This is a genomic window from Methylobacterium sp. J-077 (assembly GCF_022829365.1).
GTDB lineage: Bacteria > Pseudomonadota > Alphaproteobacteria > Rhizobiales > Beijerinckiaceae > Methylobacterium.
Window position 1 is genome coordinate 1 of sequence record NZ_JAKSYJ010000027.1, and the last position, 17,055, is coordinate 17,055.

Genomic DNA, 17,055 nt, shown 5'->3' on the forward strand with positions numbered 1-17,055 from the left:
CGCTGGACAAGCTCGCCAGCATCCCGGGCTACGACGCCACCCCGGGGCTCGACACCTTCCGCAAGGTGGTCGGCCGGGTCGGCTGCGCGATCATCGGCCAGACCGCCGAATTGGCCCCGGCCGACCGGCGCCTCTACGCGATCCGCGACGTGACCGGGACGGTCGAATCCCTCGACCTGATCACCGCGTCGATCCTGTCGAAGAAGCTCGCCGCCGGGCTCCAGGGGCTGGTGATGGACGTCAAGCAGGGCTCCGGCGCCTTCATGACGGGGCTCGCCGAGGCGCGGGCGCTGGCCGAGAGCATCGTCACGGTGGCCGAGGGCGCCGGCCTGCGCACCGCCGCGCTGATCACCGACATGGACGCGCCGCTCGCCAGCGCCGCCGGCAACGCCGTCGAGGTCGCCTACGCGATCGACTATCTGACCGGCGCCCGCCGGGAGCCGCGCTTCCACGCGGTCACCCTGGCCCTCGGGGCCGAGATGCTGGTGGCGGGCGGCCTCGCGCCGGACCGCGACGCGGCGGCCGAACGTCTGGAAGGGGCACTCGCCTCCGGCCGGGCGGCCGAGATTTTTTCGGCGATGGTCGCGGCGCTCGGCGGCCCGGGCGATCTGTTGCAAAAACCTGCCCGATACCTGCCCGCGGCGCCGGTGCGGCGACCGGTCCGTCAGGACGGCACGGTGGCGGGCATCGACACGCGGGCGATCGGGCTGGCGGTGATCGGGCTCGGCGGTGGCCGGACCCGGCCCGAGGACGCGATCGACCCGCGGGTCGGATTCACCGACCTCGCGGGTCCCGGGGATGCGTCCGGCCGGCTCGGGATCGTCCACGCGGCCGACGAGGCCGCCGCCGACCGGGCCGAGGCGGCCCTGCGGGCGGCCTACCGGATGGGCGAAGCGCCCCCCGGCCGGCCGGCGATCATCGAGCGGGTCGGAGCCGGATAGGATCCGGCCTTACCAGCGGCCGTAGCCGTGGCGGTGGCCGAAGCCGCCGTGGTGGTGATGCCCGAAGCCGCCGTGGTGACCCCAGCCGCGATAGGGGCCGCGTCCCCAGCCGTGGTGATGGTGGCCCCGGAAGCCCGGTCCGAAGCCGTGGCGCGGGCCGACGCCGTGATGCCGGTGGCCGTACCCGTACTGGACATCCACGATGTCGGCGGCGCCCCGGTGCAGGCCGGTATCGAGGCCGAGCGGCGCGGCCATCGCGGGCGCCCCGAGGGTGATCCCCCCGAGCGCCAGGGCGGCGGCTGACAGGCGTCGGCGTGCGGTCTTGGTGAACATCGGCGTCCTCCTGTGCCTCTCCGATCGCGCTGCCGCGACCGGCTGTGCCACAGGTGTGACGCCTTTAAGTTGACGCGGCCGTGAGTTCGTCTCTCAGGCGTTGTTCAGGTTCGGGCGGCGGCGGAATGGCGCTCGTTGGATTTCTCTCGCCACGCCGTCATTGCGAGCGCAGCGAAGCAACCTAGGGAAACGCCACACTCGGAAATTCCGCGCCGCCCTGGGTTGCTTCGCTGCGCTCGCAATGACGGTGCGGGCGTCACGCGATCCGGTATCGATGAGAGGTGCCTTACGGCCGCCGATACACCCACACCCGCGCCGGCGGCAGGTTCAGCCAGACGCGGTTCGAGCGGTCGGCGGTGTAGCTGCCGGCCTCGCAGCGGGCCGGGATCGGCGGCACCACCGCGTAGGTGAACTGCACGAACGGCGCGCCCGGCTGCATCAGGTCGTGGGCGGCGTTGAGCAGGTCGAGGCGCTGCTCCAGCGGCTTGGTGAACAGCGGCAGGCTCGAGATCGTCGCGGCCGCGGGCCGGTCCAGCACCGACTTGAGGGCCGCGCGCATGTCGTAGGCGTCGCCGCGGATCACGGTCACGCCCGGGAAGCGCCGGGTCAGCAGGCGGCAGAAATCCGGGTTGAACTCCACCAGGATCAGCCGCGACGGCGCGATGCCCCGGCGGATCAGCGCCTCCGTCACCGGGCCGGTACCGGGGCCGAGCTCGACCACCGGGCCTTCGCGGCGCGGATCGACGTAGGACGCCATGGTCCGGGCCAGCATCTTGCCGGACGGGGTCACCGCGCCGGTGACGAGCGGCCGTTCGAACCAGGAGCGGAGGAAGCGGGCCTCGTCCTCCAGGGGGTCGCGCCGCGGCCCAAGACTCTCACCCCTGGCGGCAGGGGCCTTCGCACTGGGACGGCGGAGCGGCGGCAAGTCCTGGATTCCTCGAAGCCGATGGGAATGGAAGGCTAAGGCGACGCGCCGTCTTACAGTCAAGCCGGCTTCACGCCTAGGGTAAGCATGCCACGCTCGCCGGATGCATAACGGGCGTGTGCCGGTTCGGATCCGGCCTCGGTGCGCGCGCAGCAGCGGGCGCGTCGAGGCGACGCCTCACGGTCGAACGGCGCTGCCGAAGAAATCCCGCACCTTGGCGAAAAAACCCGCCGATTCCGGATGGTTCTCCGGCGAGGCCGACTGGTCGAATTCCTGAAGCAGCTCGCGCTGGCGCTTGGTCAGGTTCTGCGGCGTCTCGACGAAGACCTGGATGTAGAGGTCGCCGACCTCCCGGGAGCGCAGCACCGGCATGCCCTTGCCCTTGATCCGGAACTGCTTGGCGGTCTGCGTCCCGGCCGGGATCCGCACCTGGGTCTGCGAGCCGTCGATCACCGGCACGGTGATCTCGCCCGCGAGCGCGGCGGTGACCATCGAGATCGGCACCCGGCAGAACAGGTCGGCGCCGTCGCGCTGGAAGAACTCGTGCTGCTTGATCGACAGGAAGACGTAGAGGTCCCCGGGCGGGCCGCCGCGCAGGCCGCTCTCGCCCTCGCCCGCCAGCCGGATGCGCAACCCGTCATCGACGCCGGCGGGCACGTTGATCGAGAGCGTGCGCTCGCGGTTGACCCGGCCGGCGCCCTGGCAGGTGGTGCAGGGATCGTCGACGATCTCGCCGCGGCCGTGACAGTTCGGGCAGGTCCGCTCGATGGCGAAGAACCCCTGCGCGGCCCGCACCCGGCCGTAGCCGGCGCAGGTCTGGCAGGTCCGCGGCTTCGAGCCGGGCTTGGCGCCCGAGCCGTCGCAGGCCTCGCAGGTCACCGAGGTCGGGATCCGGATGGTCTCGGCCTTGCCGATGAAGGCTTCTTCCAGGGTGATTTCGAGGTTGTAGCGCAGGTCGGAGCCGCGCTCGCGGCCCGGCGCACCGCCGCGCCCGCGCTGAGCCGCACCACCCCCGCGTCCGTCGCCGAAGAAATTGTCGAAGATGTCCGACATGAAGTCGCCGAACTCGTTGCCGAATCCGGGGCCGCCCGCACCCTGGCTGAAGGCGGCATGGCCGAACTTGTCGTAGGCCGCGCGCTTCTGGCCGTCCGAGAGGCACTGATAGGCCTCGTTCAGCTCCTTGAACTTGATCTCGGCTTCCTTGTCGCCGGGATTACGGTCGGGATGATAGGTCATCGCGAGCTTGCGGAATGCGACCTTCAACTCGCCTTCCGTAGAGGTCTTGGCGACCCCCAGGATCTCGTAATAGTCCCGCTTCGACATCCCACCCAGTCTCCGGACACTCAGAAGGCGCTGTGTTCCCTGGCCGTGCCCCTGGGACCCACCGGGGCGGGCCGTTCAGGGCGGTCTCAGGCAGGGCGAGCGGGCCGAGGCATCGCCGTAATCCGTGACGATCCTGGCGCTCTAGCACGAGCCGGCCGGTCCACGGCCGGATCCGGACGATATCCGGGTCCTTGCGGCGCCGGCGCAACAGCGCGTCTCAAGCAAAGGCGGGGCCGGATCGCTCCGGCCCCGCACGGTCCTGTCGAAACGACGCCTCAGGCGCGCTTCTTCTGGTCCTTCTCGTCGACCTCCTGGAAGTCGGCGTCGATGACGTCGTCCTTCTTCTCGGAGGCCCCCGCTTCGGCACCGGCCTCGGCGCCGGCGCCCTGGTTGGCGCTGTACATCGCCTCGCCGAGCTTCATCGAGGCCTGCATCAGGTCCGTGGTGCGGGCCTTGATGGTCTCGACATCCTCGCCCTCGAGCGCGGTCTTGAGCGCGGTCATCGCGGTCTCGATCGTGCCCTTGTCGGCCGCCGGGACCTTGTCGCCGTATTCGGCCACCGACTTCTCGGTGGCGTGGATCAGGCTCTCGCCCTGGTTCTTCACCTCGACCAGCTCGCGGCGCTTCTTGTCCGCCTCGGCATTGGCCTCGGCGTCCTTCACCATCCGGTCGATATCGGCGTCCGAGAGGCCGCCCGAGGCCTGGATGCGGATCTGGTGCTCCTTGTTCGTCGCCTTGTCCTTGGCCGTCACGTTGACGATGCCGTTGGCGTCGATGTCGAAGGTCACCTCGATCTGCGGCATGCCGCGGGGCGCCGGCGGGATGCCGACGAGGTCGAACTGGCCGAGCAGCTTGTTGTCGGCCGCCATCTCGCGCTCGCCCTGGAAGACCCGGATCGTCACCGCGTTCTGGTTGTCCTCGGCGGTGGAGAAGGTCTGCGACTTCTTCGTCGGGATCGTGGTGTTGCGGTCGATCAGCCGGGTGAACACGCCGCCCAGCGTCTCGATGCCCAGCGACAGCGGGGTCACGTCGAGCAGCAGCACGTCCTTGACGTCGCCCTGGAGCACGCCCGCCTGCACGGCGGCGCCGATCGCCACGACCTCATCGGGGTTGACGCCCTTGTGCGGCTCCTTGCCGAAGAAGGACTTCACCACCTCCTGGATCTTGGGCATGCGGATCATGCCGCCGACCAGCACCACCTCGTCGATCTCGGAGGCCGAGACGCCGGCATCCTTGAGCGCCTTGCGGCAGGGCTCGATCGTGCGCTGCACCAGGTCGTCCACCAGCGACTCGAACTTCGCCCGGCTGAGCTTGAGCGCGAGGTGCTTCGGGCCGGTCTGGTCGGCGGTGATGTAGGGCAGGTTGATCTCGGTCTGGGTGGCCGAGGACAGCTCGATCTTCGCCTTCTCGGCGGCCTCCTTGAGGCGCTGGAGGGCGAGCTTGTCCTTGGTCAGGTCGATGCCCTGCTCCTTCTTGAACTCGGCTGTCAGGTACTCGACCACGCGGTTGTCGAAGTCCTCGCCGCCCAGGAAGGTGTCGCCGTTGGTCGACTTCACCTCGAAGACGCCGTCGCCGATCTCGAGGATCGACACGTCGAAGGTGCCGCCGCCGAGGTCGTAGACCGCGATGGTGCCGGCCTTCTTCTTGTCGAGGCCGTAGGCGAGCGCGGCCGCGGTCGGCTCGTTGATGATGCGCAGCACCTCGAGGCCGGCGATCTTGCCGGCATCCTTGGTCGCCTGGCGCTGGGCGTCGTTGAAGTAGGCCGGGACCGTGATGACCGCCTGCGTGACCGGCTGGCCGAGATGCGACTCCGCGGTCTCCTTCATCTTCTGCAGCGTGAAGGCCGAGATCTGCGAGGGCGAATACTTCTTGCCGTCGGCCTCGACCCAGGCGTCGCCGTTGTCGCCGCGGACGATCTTGTAGGGGACGAGGCCCTTGTCCTTCTGGGTCATCGGGTCGTCGTAGGTGCGACCGACGAGACGCTTGATGGCGAAGAACGTGCGCTCGGGGTTCGTCACCGCCTGGCGCTTGGCCGGCTGGCCGACGAGCCGCTCGCCGTCATCCGTGAAGGCGACGATCGACGGCGTGGTGCGGGCGCCTTCCGAATTCTCAATGACCTTGGGCTGCGTGCCTTCCATGACGGCCACGCAGGAATTGGTGGTGCCCAGGTCGATACCGATAACTTTACCCATGGTGGGATCCCTCTTTTCGTCGCGTTCAAGCAGACCGCCGAGCCCCGAAGCAGCTCGGCCCATGGCGGATATACGTATGATGTGAGTATGGGACCCGGGCCGGATCAAGGGCCGTGAACGGCTGAAATCCAGCGCATAATCCCGCGTCGAGGGCGATATAAGAACCCCCGGACGGGCTCGCAAGGCGAAGCCGGCCCGATGGCCCCGACGACCGGATTTTCCGTCAACGCTTTGATCACGCTGAAAAATTCCGGTGTGAAGCCGGCTCAGCCCGGATGGCGTCGCCGCATTTTGTTGCTCCGCTGCCACGTCCAGGCCATCGATGGCGTGTTAACGCTTCGACAAGGGGTTGAGCGTGGCCCCGCCACCTCGTCTTCCCCGTCAGAGCCCGATGCCACGGACCCGCAGCCTCCTGCTCCCCCTTCTGGCCGCCGTCATCGCGGTGCCCGCGCTGCTCGCCGCCCCGCCGGCGCAGGCCCAGAATTTCTTCGAGCGCCTGTTCGGCATCAAGCCCGATCGGCCGCCGGTGCCGCCCCGCGGCGTGCCCGAGGCGCCGCCCGCGGCTGCCCCGCCCCCCGGGGAGCCGGGTGCCGCCACGGCCCCGGAAGCGCCCCGGCCGGCCCCGGTCCCGGCCCGCCCGGTGGTGCTGAAGGTCCCGTCCGAGGACGCGGTGATCGGGCAGGAGCTCCAGCTCAACGGGATGTCCGGCAGCCTGAAGCTGGAGCGGGCCGGCACGGCCGTCACGGCGCGGATCAAGCTGCCCGGCACCAAGATCTCGCAGCCGGCGGAATCCTGCACGGTGCCGCTGGCCAACGGCAACCCCATCACCCTGTCCGCCGAGGGCAAGCCCGAGGGCGCGCCGCGCTTCGAGGCGGCCGGGGCAGAGTGCCCGCTGCGCTTCGACGTGGTCGAGGGCGGAATCCTGGTCTCGTCGCTGGGGCAGGGCCCGGTCTGCACCTTCTCGGCCGCGGATTGCGCGACCACGCCCGCGGGCCTCTGGGGGCCGGCCGGCGCCAGCCTGATCCCCCGGGCCGGGGAGTTCGACACCGCCCGGGGCGTCGCCGACAAGGCGGTGCGCGACAATTACAAGCTCATGACCCAGCGCGCCCGGCGCGAGGACGTGCGACCGATCGTGAGCGAGCAGGCGGCGTTCTCGGCCGACCGGGAGCAGCTCTGCCGCGGCTACGCCCGCGAGGGCACCCACGGCTTCTGCCACCTGCGGGTGACCGAGAACCGGGCCCTGGCGCTCGCCACCCGCCTCGGCGCCAACACGGCGGTGCCCACCGCCGCCGCGACGCCGCGCCGGTCCCGGCCGAGGCCCGCCGCGGAACCCGCCGTGGACGGGATGAACCCGGACGCGGCCGGCGAGATGCCGCCCGAATAGGGTCAAGCTCCGGTCGGGCCCGGCCGTGCGAAGGGCTGCTTGCGACCCACGTCAGCCGTCCGGATCGCCTCGCCTGCACTTCCAAAGCGGACACGCATCATCGTCCGAGCCCTTGGTCGTTCGTGATCCTTGACGGGCTGTCGCGTGCTGCTTAGCTCAGTCTCGGACGTGTAGAAGCCACAGCCCGGTCGGTAGTCCGGGTGGCCCGACGCTCGTGCATGGCGGCCGCCATCAGCGGCCGACTACCAGCGCGTCCTTTCCGACGAACAGGAAAGGTATGTCCAGTGAAGCTCAACCATATCAATCTGACGAGCACCGACGTCCCTGCCGACGTGTCAATGTTCGAGACTTATTTCGGGCTGCGCACGCTGGTGATGCGCGGGAAGGCACTGGCTGTCATTCATGACGATGACGACGGCATGCTCTTAGTCTTGAATGATTTTGCAAAAAAACGAGGCAGCTTTGCTTACCCTGAGGATAGTGACGTCCACCATATTGGCTTCATCCAAGACAGCCGTGAGGAAGTCGACGCACTGAACGCGCGCCTGAAAGCCGATGGCTGGGATGTGCCGGAGCCGCGCGACTATCACGGTGCCTGGACATTCTACTTCAAGGCCAAGGGCGGCTATTTCATCGAAGTAGCAACACGGACCCAACTCCGGCCCGCAGAGGCAGCCGCCGTCTAACAAGCCGTCGCGGTTCGAACGCAACGGCATGTCGCTTGGCGTCCGCTTTCGCCTCGTCGCGTGGCGAAAGCGGACCGTCTCCAAACCACACCCTCAACGGCCCGTCGCACGGTCAAGTTGATTGGGTCTAGCCCCCGGAGCATCGTCCCGGACATCGGAACCGGCACGATGCGCCAGATCCGTGTTCTCGCATCGTCCTGACCCGAAAGCCGGCGATCACCTTTCGGGACGATGCTTCAGGCCCGTCCGGCGGTCATCGACAGCATGGCCGGGTCGATGCCGTTGGTCCGCAGGGCCAGCTCGTACTTGGCGTCGAGGTCGGTGTCGAAGATCAGCGCCGGGTCGGCCGGGCAGTTGAGCCAGCCGTTGGCCATGATCTCGCTCTCGAGCTGCCCCGCCTGCCAGCCGGCATAGCCCAGAGCCAGCACGGCGCTGGCCGGCCCCTCGCCGCTGGCGATGGCGCGCAGGATCTCGACGGTGGCGGTCAGGCAGATGCCGTCGTCGATGATCAGCGTCGATTGCTGGATGTGGAAGTCGTCGGTGTGCAGCACGAAGCCGCGCCGCCCCTCCACCGGACCGCCCATCAGGACCGGCATGTGCCCGACCCGCTCGCGCAGCCGGATCGCGTCCGCCTCCGGGCAGACGTCGAGCTGGACCAGCAGGTCCGGCATGCTGATGTCGGTGGCCGCCTTGTTGACGATGATGCCCATCGCGCCGTCCGCCGAATGGGCGCAGACATAGATCACCGAGCGGGCGAAGCGCTCGTCGGCCATCCCGGGCATCGCCACGAGGAACTGGCCGTCGAGGAAGCTCGGGCCGGTGAGCGTGGACTGCGTGGGCGACGCTGGGTTCGTCATGCGCGTATGCTACGCGGCCCCCTCGCCATGTCCAGCGGACAAAGCGCGCGGCCCACCGCCGGGACCGGCCCCGAAAGGCGCTGTCGAATCTGCGGGCGGATCGCTATATTTCCCTGTCCTCGGGCATGGGACTGCGCGTAGGCCCGATCCGGCCATGAAAGGAAGCCCTCATGGCGGACGCCGCATCACCGGCTGCCTTCGACATCGAGGCGCAGCGCGCCCAAATCCAGCGGGCGCAGGAGGAGACGGGCAAGTTCGTCGCCGAGCAGCGAAAGCTCATGGCCGAAGCGGCCAAGCTGGCCGCGGAGCAGCTCAAGATGTCGGCCGAGGCGGCCAAGCTCGGCCGCGACCGTGTCCTGGCGCCCTGGCAGGTCGCGCTCTCGGGCATGGCTGCGGGCGCGGCTTTCTTCGGCGCCGGCGCCGCCTTCATCAAGCTCTTGGGGGCGTGACGGCGAAGCCGAACCGGCCTCGCTTCAGGCGCGACAGCTCAGGGCCCCGTCGACGCGATAACCCGACAGATTACCGGTGTCAGACCGCCCGACTGGCGAACCAGAAGGCACCGAAGCCGACGATCAATGCACCGACCGGGAATGCAGCCACGGCTGCAAGCTGGAGCAGGGTCATTGGATCCTCCGGAGCAGGTAGCTTGCCCCGAGATGTAGGCCGAAGCTGGCGAAGAGGCAAAGACTCAGCTTCACGAAGAAGACCCCGAGTTCCAGATCGCTCATCGTTTCAAAATGGGTCTGCGCGATCGGCGACAGGCCACCGACGGCGATCGCCGCGATCGCGACGCCGTTCATGTATGTCGCGGACAGCTTCGTGCGCTCGTTGTGGATCGACTTCAGTCGGTTGGCTTCATCCTCGGCTGAGTCGCTCACAGCCTCCGCTCCCAAGACCCGAATCCCGGCCCGCTGCCGGCCTTGCGAATGAACATCATGCCGGGCGGCTTCAAGGAGTCCAGGACGCGATTTCGCCGATGGCGACGGCCGCCCGTGTCATGGATCGCCGTCCGACGTCGTGCATGTCCGGAGGTTGCGTCCTCGACAGGCGCGGGCCGCCACGCTAGGTCAGCCGCGATTGTTCAGCGCGTGATCCGAGCGCGCGTCAACGAAGGGACCCGCGATGATCCAGGTCGGCGACCACCTGCCCCAGGCGACCTTCCGGGTGATCGGCCCCGAGGGCCCGATCGCCCGCACCACCGACGACGTGTTCAAGGGCCGCCGCGTGGCGCTGATCGGCGTGCCGGGCGCCTTCACGCCGAGCTGCCACCGCAACCACCTGCCCGGCTTCGTCACCCACAAGGACGCGATCCTGGCCCGCGGCGTCGACGCCATCGCGGTCACCAGCGTCAACGACGTGTTCGTGCTCGACGCGTGGTCGAAGGCCAGCGGCGCCGAGGGCCTGGAATTCCTGGCCGACGGCAATGCCGATTTCGCCAAGGCCATCGGCCTGGAGATGGACGGCACCGGCTTCGGCCTCGGCATGCGCTCCAAGCGCTACTCGATGCTGGTCGAGGACGGCGTGGTGCGGATCCTCAACGTCGAGGAGACCCCGTCGAAGGCCGAGGCCTCCGGCGCCGAGGCGCTGCTCAAGGTCCTCTGAGGCCATCGGGGCTTCGCGCCCCGAACCCCCGCCAAGGGGCTGAGCCCTTTGGGATCCCGGGGCCGACTCGCTAGCCGCGATGCGCGCCGGCGAGGTCGATGTCGTCCAGCGCGTCGTGGTGCAGGAGCAGCACCCCGGTCGCCGCCGCGAGGCGGCGGGCCGCCGGGGTGAAGCCGGCATTCGACACCACCGCGGCCCGGTCGCCCGCCCAGTAGCGCAGGGCGGCCGCCGCCTCCTGCACGGCGGCGTTGCCGACGGGCTTGGCCAGCCGCTTGCACTGCACGATCAGGCGCAGGCCGTCGCGCACCGCCACGATGTCGGCGCCCTGGTCGCCGCTCGGCGGGGTCCGGTGCGCCCGCCAGCCCGCCCGGGCCAGGCGCTCGGCGCAGTAGCGCTCGTAGTCGATCCCGTCGCCCGGCGCCTCGTCCTCCTCGGGCAGCGCGACGGCGGCGGCCTCCGCTTCCACGATCGCCAGCATCCGCGCGCGCTCCGATTCGGCGAGGTCGGCGAACCGCGGCCCGATCTGCGGCAGGACGGTGCGGTCGAGGAAATAGTCCCGCTCCCGCAGCCAGCCGTCCTCGATCCGGTTGCCGTAGGCGTCGGAAAAGCTCTCCTGCCGCCGCCGCAGCGCCAGGGTCTCGGCATGGGCCCGGGCGATCCGGCGCACCCGCGCCCGGAACCGGCGGGGCCGCCCGAGATGGCGCGTCAGCACCAGCGTGAGCGCGAGCCCGGTGGCCGCGAAGGCCGGCGGCCCGTACCAGAGCCCGAGCGGGCAGCCGAGCACGGCCGTCCAGAACAGGCGGGCGACGGGGTTGGGCTTGCCGGGCATCGGGTCTCGGGGCGCTTGTGAGCCCGTCGACCCTCGCAAGCACCCGTTGCCCGATGCTGAATCCCGCTCGGAAAGCTGTGGACGCGCGCCGGCCCGGCCTAACCGTTCTAACCCTTCTGGCCCTTCCGGCGCTGGTGGCCGAGCCCCATGCTCTTGGCGAGGCTGGAGCGGGCGGCCGCGTAGTTCGGCGCCACCATCGGGTAGTCGGAGGCGAGCCCCCACTTCTCGCGGTAGGCCTCGGGCGTCAGGTTGTAATGGGTGCGCAGGTGCCGCTTGAGCGACTTGAACTTCTTCCCGTCCTCCAGGCACACGAGGAAGTCCGGCTGGATCGAGCGCCGCACCGAGACCGCCGGCCGGAGCTCCTCCACCGGCGCGGCCGGCGGCTGGCTCAGCCCGTGCAGGGTCGCGTGGACCGCGGCGATCAGCCCGGGCAGTTCCGGCACCGGCACCGGGTTGTTGCTCACGAAGGCCGACACGATGTCGACGGACAGTGTCAGATAATCCAGGTCCCCTCCGACCGTGTCCCCTCCGACCGTGGCGTCCATTCCGAAACCTCCCGCCGTTTCGTCTCGGCCGCCATCATTCGGATCGTGGCGGCCGGAAGCTGTGTCCGCTAAGCCCGATACAGGGCTATAATGGCGCCGGTACTATGGTGTGATTAATTCAAGAGCAAGACCAATTTATAATTGACCACAACTGCCCGCCTGATGGCAGCCTGCATTGTCGTATACTGTACAAACCGGAGCGGTCCGGAACCCTTCGGGGCGGTCGATCCGGGCTGCGCGGTGAGCCTTCGAGCCGCCGGGCGTTGCACACGCGGGAGATTGTGCCATCTGGTAGCGGGACGGGGGCGCTCGCGGGCGCCGCGCCGCACGCCTTACCCAAGCGCGTCACCCAGGCGAGGGGCACCACCATGCGCGCGCGCAGAACCGAGCTGGCGGCGCCGTGAGCACCTACCGCTTCGACAAGCTCCTGGCGCCGCGCTCGGTCGCGCTGGTCGGGGCCGTGGCGCGCGAGGGCTCGCTGGGCCGCAGCGTGCTCGACAGCCTGCGCCGGGCGGGCTTTCCCGGCGCGATCCTGCCGGTCCAGCCCGACCAAGACACCGTGGACGGGTTGCCCTGCGTGCCCCGGGTCGCCGACCTCACAAGCGTGCCCGACCTCGTGCTGATCGCGGTGCCGCCCCCGAGCGTGCCCGAGGTGGTCGCCCAGGCCGCCGCGATCGGCGCGGGGGCGGCGGTGATCCTCACCGCCCGGCTCGGCCGCGGGCCGGACGATCCCGGGCCGGTGGCGCACCGGATCGCCCGGGCGCAGGGGCTGCGCCTGCTCGGCCCCGACAGCGCCGGCCTCGTGGTGCCCGCCGCCAGGCTCGATGCCAGCCTGTTCGCCCACGCCCCGGCGGCGGGGGACCTCGCCCTGGTCTCGCAATCCGGCACGGTGGCGGCGGCCATCGTCGAATGGGCCGCCCGGCACGGCACCGGCTTCTCCGCGGTGCTGTCCCTCGGCAGCGTGCTCGATATCGGGGTGGCCGACTGCCTCGACTATTTCGCCGCCGACCATCGCACCCGGGCGATCCTGCTCTGCCTCGATCGGGTGGCCGACGCCCGCCGGTTCATGTCCGCGGCCCGGGCCGCCGCCCGCGCCAAGCCCGTGGTGGTGCTCCGCGCCGGCCGGCACCGGCCCGACACCCGGGCCGCCGTGACCCATACCGGCGCGCTCGCCCGCCCCGACGCCGTCTACGCCGCGGCCTTCCGGCGGGCCGGCCTGCTCGCCGTGCCGGATCTCGACGCCATGTTCTCCGCCGTCGAGGCCCTGGGGCGCCAGCGCCCGTTCCCGGGGGACCGTCTCGCGATCCTCACCAACGGCCGCGGCATCGGCCTGCTCGCCGCCGACCGGCTGACCGACCGGGCGGGCATCCTGGCGGAGATCCCCGAGGCCGAGGGGCGGCCGGCCGGCAACCCGATCGACCTCGGCATCGATGCCGGCGGCCCGGCCTTCGCGGCCGCCCTGGCGCCGCTGCTCGCCGACCGGACCAGCGACGCGGTGCTGGCGATCCACGTCCCCACAATCCGGTCGGAGGCCGGCGCCGTGGCCGGGGCGATCGCCGAGACGGTCACGCGCGCCCGGGCCGGCCAGAGCCGCAAGAAGCCGGTCTTCGCGGTGTCGCTCGGCGATGCCGAGGCGGCGCGCGCGGCGTTCGCGGGAGCCGGGATCCCGCATTTCACCACCGATTCCGAGGCGATCGAGGGGTTCCTGCATCTCGTGCGCTACCGCGAGGCGCAGGACGACCTGATGCGCACGCCGGATTCCCTGCCGCGGGATTTTTCGCCCGACATGGCCAGGGCGCGCTCGATCGTGGCCGCCGCCCTGCGCCAGGGGGCGGCCTGGCTCGACCCGATCGCCGTGAACGGCCTGCTGGAGGCCTACGGCATCCCGACCGTGCCGATCACCCTCGCCCCCGACAAGGACGCCGCCGCGGCGGCCGCCTGGCCGATCATCGCGGCCGGCGGCACGGTGGCGCTCAAGGTCGTCTCGCCCGACGTGGTCCACAAATCCGATATCGGCGGCGTCCAGCTCGACCTGACCAGCGAGGCCGATGTCCGCGAGGCGGCGCGCAGCATCCTGGCCCGCGCCCGACGGGAGCGGCCGGACGCCCGGGTGACCGGCTTCGCGATCCAGCCGATGGTCCGCCGGGGCCAGCGCCGGGAGCTGATCGCCGGCCTCGCCGAGGACGCGGTGTTCGGCCCCGTGGTGGTGTTCGGCCGGGGCGGCACGGCGGTGGAGGTGATCGACGACCGCGCGCTGGGCCTGCCGCCCCTCGACCTCGCGCTGGCCCGCGACCTGATCGGCCGCACCCGGGTCGCCCGGCGCCTCGAAGGCTACCGCGACGTGCCGGCCGCCGATCTCGGGGCGATCGCCCTGACCCTGGTGAAGCTGTCCCAGCTCGCCGCCGACCTGCCGCAGGTGCGCGAGCTCGACATCAACCCCCTGCTCGCCGACGAGACCGGCGTGCTGGCCCTCGATGCCCGGGTGCGGATCGGGCGCGCCGAGCGGGGACGCCACGGCCGCGGCCACCCGCGCTTCGCGATCCGGCCCTATCCGGCGGAATGGATCCGCACCCTCAAGCTCAAGGACCGCACGATCCGGGTGCGCCCGGTGCGCCCCGAGGACGAGGGGCTGTTCCTGGCCTTCTTCGAGGGCCTCGACCCGGAGGACCTGCGCCTGCGCTTCTTCGGCCCGGTGCGCGCCTTCAGCCACGCCTTCCTGGCCCGCCTAACCCAGCTCGACTACGCCCGGGCCATCGCGTTCGTGGCCACCGAGGTCGACCCGGCGGGGCGCGAGCGCATGCTCGGCGCCGTTCGCCTGCACGCCGACGCCAACCACGAGAGCGGCGAATACGCCATCGCGGTCGGCCGCGACGCCCGGGGCACCGGCCTCGCCTTCGCGCTGATGCGCCTGATGATCGACTGGGCCCGCTCCGAGGGGATCGGCCGGGTCGAGGGCATGGTGCTGGCCGAGAACCGCCCGATGCTGGCGGTCTGCCGCCGGCTCGGGTTCACGCAGGGGCGGGACCCGGAGGATCCGGGGCTGGTGACCGTGAAGCTGGAGCTTGGGGTGGGGTAGGGGGCGGCTGGGGAATGGCCCCTGCTCAAGAGGGGGCCGATTGCGCGGGAGAATCCTTCTCAGCGAACCTACCGCTGCTAAGGCGCATTTAGACTCGTTGATGCACCCGGTATTATGCAGCAATCCCGCCCAAAAGCGGTGAGGTTTGACCTTCTTTAGGTAGCTTGTGAGGGCTCCCGAACTCGCGGAGGTTGCGCTATCGTTCTGTTCCAAACAGGAGCGTGCGCTGTGGCTGATGGCATAGACAAGAAGCCTGGACTGATCCGCCGCGCAGTTCAAAGCGCAACCGACCTTGTAAAAAGCGCTGCTCGCGAGGTCGCGCAGCTCGATTTTTTTGCGCGCTTCAAGTGCGACGGCGCCGTGCCGGAGATTGATTTCCCGATTGATGTCGGAAGAGACACGATCTGGGCGACGCAGCAACAGATGGCTGATCTTTTCGGTGTCAATCAGCCAGACATTGCCAAGCACATCAAAAGCATATTTGATAAAAATGAGTTGCCTGACAATGAGGCGACCCATTCCAAAATGGAATTGGTTCAAAATGAGGGCGGTCGCAGTGTTGCTTGCGAGATTAGCCACTATAGCTTGGACGTAATATTCACCGTAGGATACCGGGTAAACGGCACGCGGGCCGCTGAGTTTCGGCAGTGGGCTACCAGGGTGCTGCGCGGGTACGTTGAAGAAGGATACGCTCTCAACGGTCGGCGGCTGCAATCCGACCCCGCCGCACTTCAGCGTCTGGCTGAAGAAGTCCGGGCGATCAGAACGTCTGAGAAAGCCCTATATCAGCGTGTCAGAGACACGTTCGCCCTCTGTGCGGTTGATTACGAACCATCGTCAAAAGCAGCTCAGAGTTTTTTTCGTATTCTCAAGACGCTTTCCATTACGCTGTTTCAGAGCATACAGCGGCTCAAATCATTCTTGAGAGGGCCGATGGCAACAAGCCAAATATGGGCATGGTGTCATTAGGAAACAAGCAGCCAAATATTGCGGATGCTCAAATCGCTAAAAATTACATGACATCGGATGAGCTTAGATCATTAGAGCTCCTTGGAGAGGCTTGGTTAATTTACGCCGAGGGCATCGCACACAGAAATATAAAAGTTTCCATGGACAGACTGACTGCAAAAATCAATGAGCTTATCGAAGTGAACGAGTATAAAGTCTTCCCGGGTTATGATCGGGTCAGGTCCAGCCGCCCCGTTGCGAACGAGCATGCTAAGAGACAGCTCGCAATTTATAGGCGGAACCAGCCTACTGTGAGCTGAGCCGTTGGGGCGAGCGTTAGGGCGACCAGTGCCTTGCGGCTGTAAGCCGTCGCTCACATTCTCAGTGAGTTACGCTTACTTAGCGCGCCGGCTCACTTGCGTTACTTAGTCAGCGGCACTAGATAGATCGGGTAACGTTCACGCTGGTGCACCGTGCCCGACAGTATCGATTGGGTCAGGCAGTTAAATCGTAAGGTGCTCGACGGCTTGGATGCCCGCGAGACGCAGATTGTCGCGCGCGAGGCTGAGGCCCGCAAGATCCTTGAGGCGTGTGAGGCAGAGCGCTCCCGCATCAAAAAGCAGCGCGACGGCGTTCTTGAGACCGAGAATCTTCAGCTTACCGTACTCCAAGACGGGACACTTGGCGGTAGCAAGCTGTACGGGCCGCCGATTCCGCAATTGCGTTCAGAAGAGATTTTAGCTTCTGAATCGAGTGACGGCGGACCGTCCCGGAAGCGGCGCGCTCGGGTCGGACCTCAACGCTATCTTATGCTCGTCGCCCTTCGTGAGGGGGGCGACCTTTCGCATGATGAGATTGAGAAGTGGACCGGGCTTCCGGCTAAACGGGTCCGCGAGCAGATCAAGTTAGACGTTGAGCAAAATGTTGTTGAGGAAGTCGAAGGCGACGATCCCCGCATTCCCGAGTTCGCCCTGTCCGATATCGGATTGGATCTGCTGAACCGGTACGAAGAATACAAGCGTCGTAAGAGCGAGCCGCTGCCGACCTTGGCTGACGTGCGCGACGACGGATTAGATGAGGGTTCTGTCGAAGAAGTGCCGGCGCAATCGTTTGGTCCATACGATTTGGACGACGATACGATACCGGTTCCGCCGCAGAACCCAGTGTTTAATTAGGAGACGCGCAACCAAGAATCAGAAACGCCGCCGAACGAGATCCTACCTCGGCAGGCAAAAACCAGTCGAGCCGGAAGCGTCCTTCCAAGGGGACGCCCCGGCCCGGCCAGGATCACACATCAAGAATGCTTCCGGCTTAGGAAGCCACCCTCGAATGCGCGGTTCGCAACCATAAAATCGCATTGTAAGGGGCGTTTTTCAAGCCGGTAGCAGGACTGCAAATCCGTAATGCGGAAGGA

15 protein-coding genes and 1 pseudogene are annotated in these 17,055 nt (G+C 68.4%); 8 read left to right on the forward strand and 8 right to left on the reverse strand.

The genetic code is table 11. The features are described 5' to 3' along the window. Positions 1-941 (forward strand): thymidine phosphorylase (locus MKL11_RS01095; RefSeq protein ID WP_243939473.1); only part of this gene is annotated, 941 nt, incomplete at its 5' end. 9 nt (positions 942-950) lie between these two features. On the opposite strand, the gene MKL11_RS01100 is transcribed toward MKL11_RS01095, so the two are convergent. From MKL11_RS01100 to dnaK, 4 genes are all read right to left on the reverse strand, one after another. Continuing rightward, positions 951-1,274, reverse strand: a complete 324-nt coding sequence (locus tag MKL11_RS01100; RefSeq protein WP_243939475.1) for a hypothetical protein — start codon at positions 1,272-1,274, stop codon at positions 951-953. A gap of 286 nt (positions 1,275-1,560) precedes the next feature. Beyond that, positions 1,561-2,199 (reverse strand): class I SAM-dependent methyltransferase, encoded by a 639-nt coding sequence (locus MKL11_RS01105; RefSeq protein WP_243939477.1) that lies wholly within the window; start codon positions 2,197-2,199, stop codon positions 1,561-1,563. 177 nt (positions 2,200-2,376) lie between these two features. Continuing rightward, the gene (gene dnaJ, locus MKL11_RS01110; protein ID WP_243939479.1) at positions 2,377-3,522 is read right to left on the reverse strand and encodes a molecular chaperone DnaJ; all 1,146 of its coding nucleotides are present in this window, start codon (positions 3,520-3,522) and stop codon (positions 2,377-2,379) included. 275 nt (positions 3,523-3,797) lie between these two features. Continuing rightward, positions 3,798-5,714 (reverse strand): molecular chaperone DnaK, encoded by a 1,917-nt coding sequence (gene dnaK, locus MKL11_RS01115; RefSeq protein ID WP_243939481.1) that lies wholly within the window; start codon positions 5,712-5,714, stop codon positions 3,798-3,800. Between the two features lie 391 nt (positions 5,715-6,105). Between dnaK and MKL11_RS01120 the strand changes: the two genes are divergently transcribed. Both MKL11_RS01120 and MKL11_RS01125 read left to right on the forward strand, forming a co-directional pair. Next, entirely contained in the window at positions 6,106-7,098 is a 993-nt protein-coding gene (locus tag MKL11_RS01120) for a hypothetical protein (RefSeq protein ID WP_243939483.1), read from the forward strand. Positions 7,099-7,382: 284 nt separating this feature from the next. Next, positions 7,383-7,784, forward strand: coding sequence for a VOC family protein (locus MKL11_RS01125; RefSeq protein ID WP_243939485.1), 402 nt, complete (start codon positions 7,383-7,385; stop codon positions 7,782-7,784). A 236-nt stretch (positions 7,785-8,020) separates the two neighbouring features. Here MKL11_RS01125 and MKL11_RS01130 read toward each other — a convergent pair whose 3' ends face one another. Then, positions 8,021-8,641 (reverse strand): YqgE/AlgH family protein, encoded by a 621-nt coding sequence (locus MKL11_RS01130; protein ID WP_243939487.1) that lies wholly within the window; start codon positions 8,639-8,641, stop codon positions 8,021-8,023. Between the two features lie 170 nt (positions 8,642-8,811). Here MKL11_RS01130 and MKL11_RS01135 point away from each other — a divergent pair, with 170 nt between their 5' ends. After that, entirely contained in the window at positions 8,812-9,090 is a 279-nt protein-coding gene (locus MKL11_RS01135; protein ID WP_243939489.1) for a hypothetical protein, read from the forward strand. 171 nt (positions 9,091-9,261) lie between these two features. On the opposite strand, the gene MKL11_RS01140 is transcribed toward MKL11_RS01135, so the two are convergent. After that, positions 9,262-9,519 (reverse strand): amino acid transporter, encoded by a 258-nt coding sequence (locus MKL11_RS01140; protein ID WP_243939491.1) that lies wholly within the window; start codon positions 9,517-9,519, stop codon positions 9,262-9,264. A gap of 244 nt (positions 9,520-9,763) precedes the next feature. Between MKL11_RS01140 and MKL11_RS01145 the strand changes: the two genes are divergently transcribed. Then, on the forward strand, positions 9,764-10,243 hold the full coding sequence (locus tag MKL11_RS01145; RefSeq protein WP_243939493.1) for a peroxiredoxin: 480 nt from the start codon (positions 9,764-9,766) through the stop codon (positions 10,241-10,243). A 70-nt stretch (positions 10,244-10,313) separates the two neighbouring features. Here MKL11_RS01145 and MKL11_RS01150 read toward each other — a convergent pair whose 3' ends face one another. Together MKL11_RS01150 and MKL11_RS01155 are read right to left on the reverse strand one after the other, a co-directional pair. Next, positions 10,314-11,072 (reverse strand): restriction endonuclease, encoded by a 759-nt coding sequence (locus MKL11_RS01150; protein ID WP_243939495.1) that lies wholly within the window; start codon positions 11,070-11,072, stop codon positions 10,314-10,316. A gap of 107 nt (positions 11,073-11,179) precedes the next feature. Beyond that, positions 11,180-11,617: a MucR family transcriptional regulator gene (locus MKL11_RS01155; RefSeq protein ID WP_243939497.1), complete on the reverse strand. Its 438-nt coding sequence runs from the start codon at positions 11,615-11,617 to the stop codon at positions 11,180-11,182. Between the two features lie 400 nt (positions 11,618-12,017). On the opposite strand from MKL11_RS01155, the gene MKL11_RS01160 reads away from it, so the two are divergent. The 3 genes and pseudogenes from MKL11_RS01160 (at position 12,018) to MKL11_RS01170 (ending at position 16,816) form a co-directional block, all read left to right on the forward strand. Next, positions 12,018-14,693: a bifunctional acetate--CoA ligase family protein/GNAT family N-acetyltransferase gene (locus MKL11_RS01160; RefSeq protein ID WP_243939499.1), complete on the forward strand. Its 2,676-nt coding sequence runs from the start codon at positions 12,018-12,020 to the stop codon at positions 14,691-14,693. Positions 14,694-15,218: 525 nt separating this feature from the next. Then, positions 15,219-15,961, forward strand: a pseudogene (gene rhuM / locus MKL11_RS33495) (RhuM family protein). Positions 15,962-16,114: 153 nt separating this feature from the next. After that, positions 16,115-16,816 carry a hypothetical protein gene (locus MKL11_RS01170; protein ID WP_243939512.1) on the forward strand — a complete coding sequence of 234 codons (702 nt, stop codon included), beginning with the start codon at positions 16,115-16,117 and terminating at the stop codon, positions 16,814-16,816. Positions 16,817-17,055: the final 239 nt, after the last annotated feature.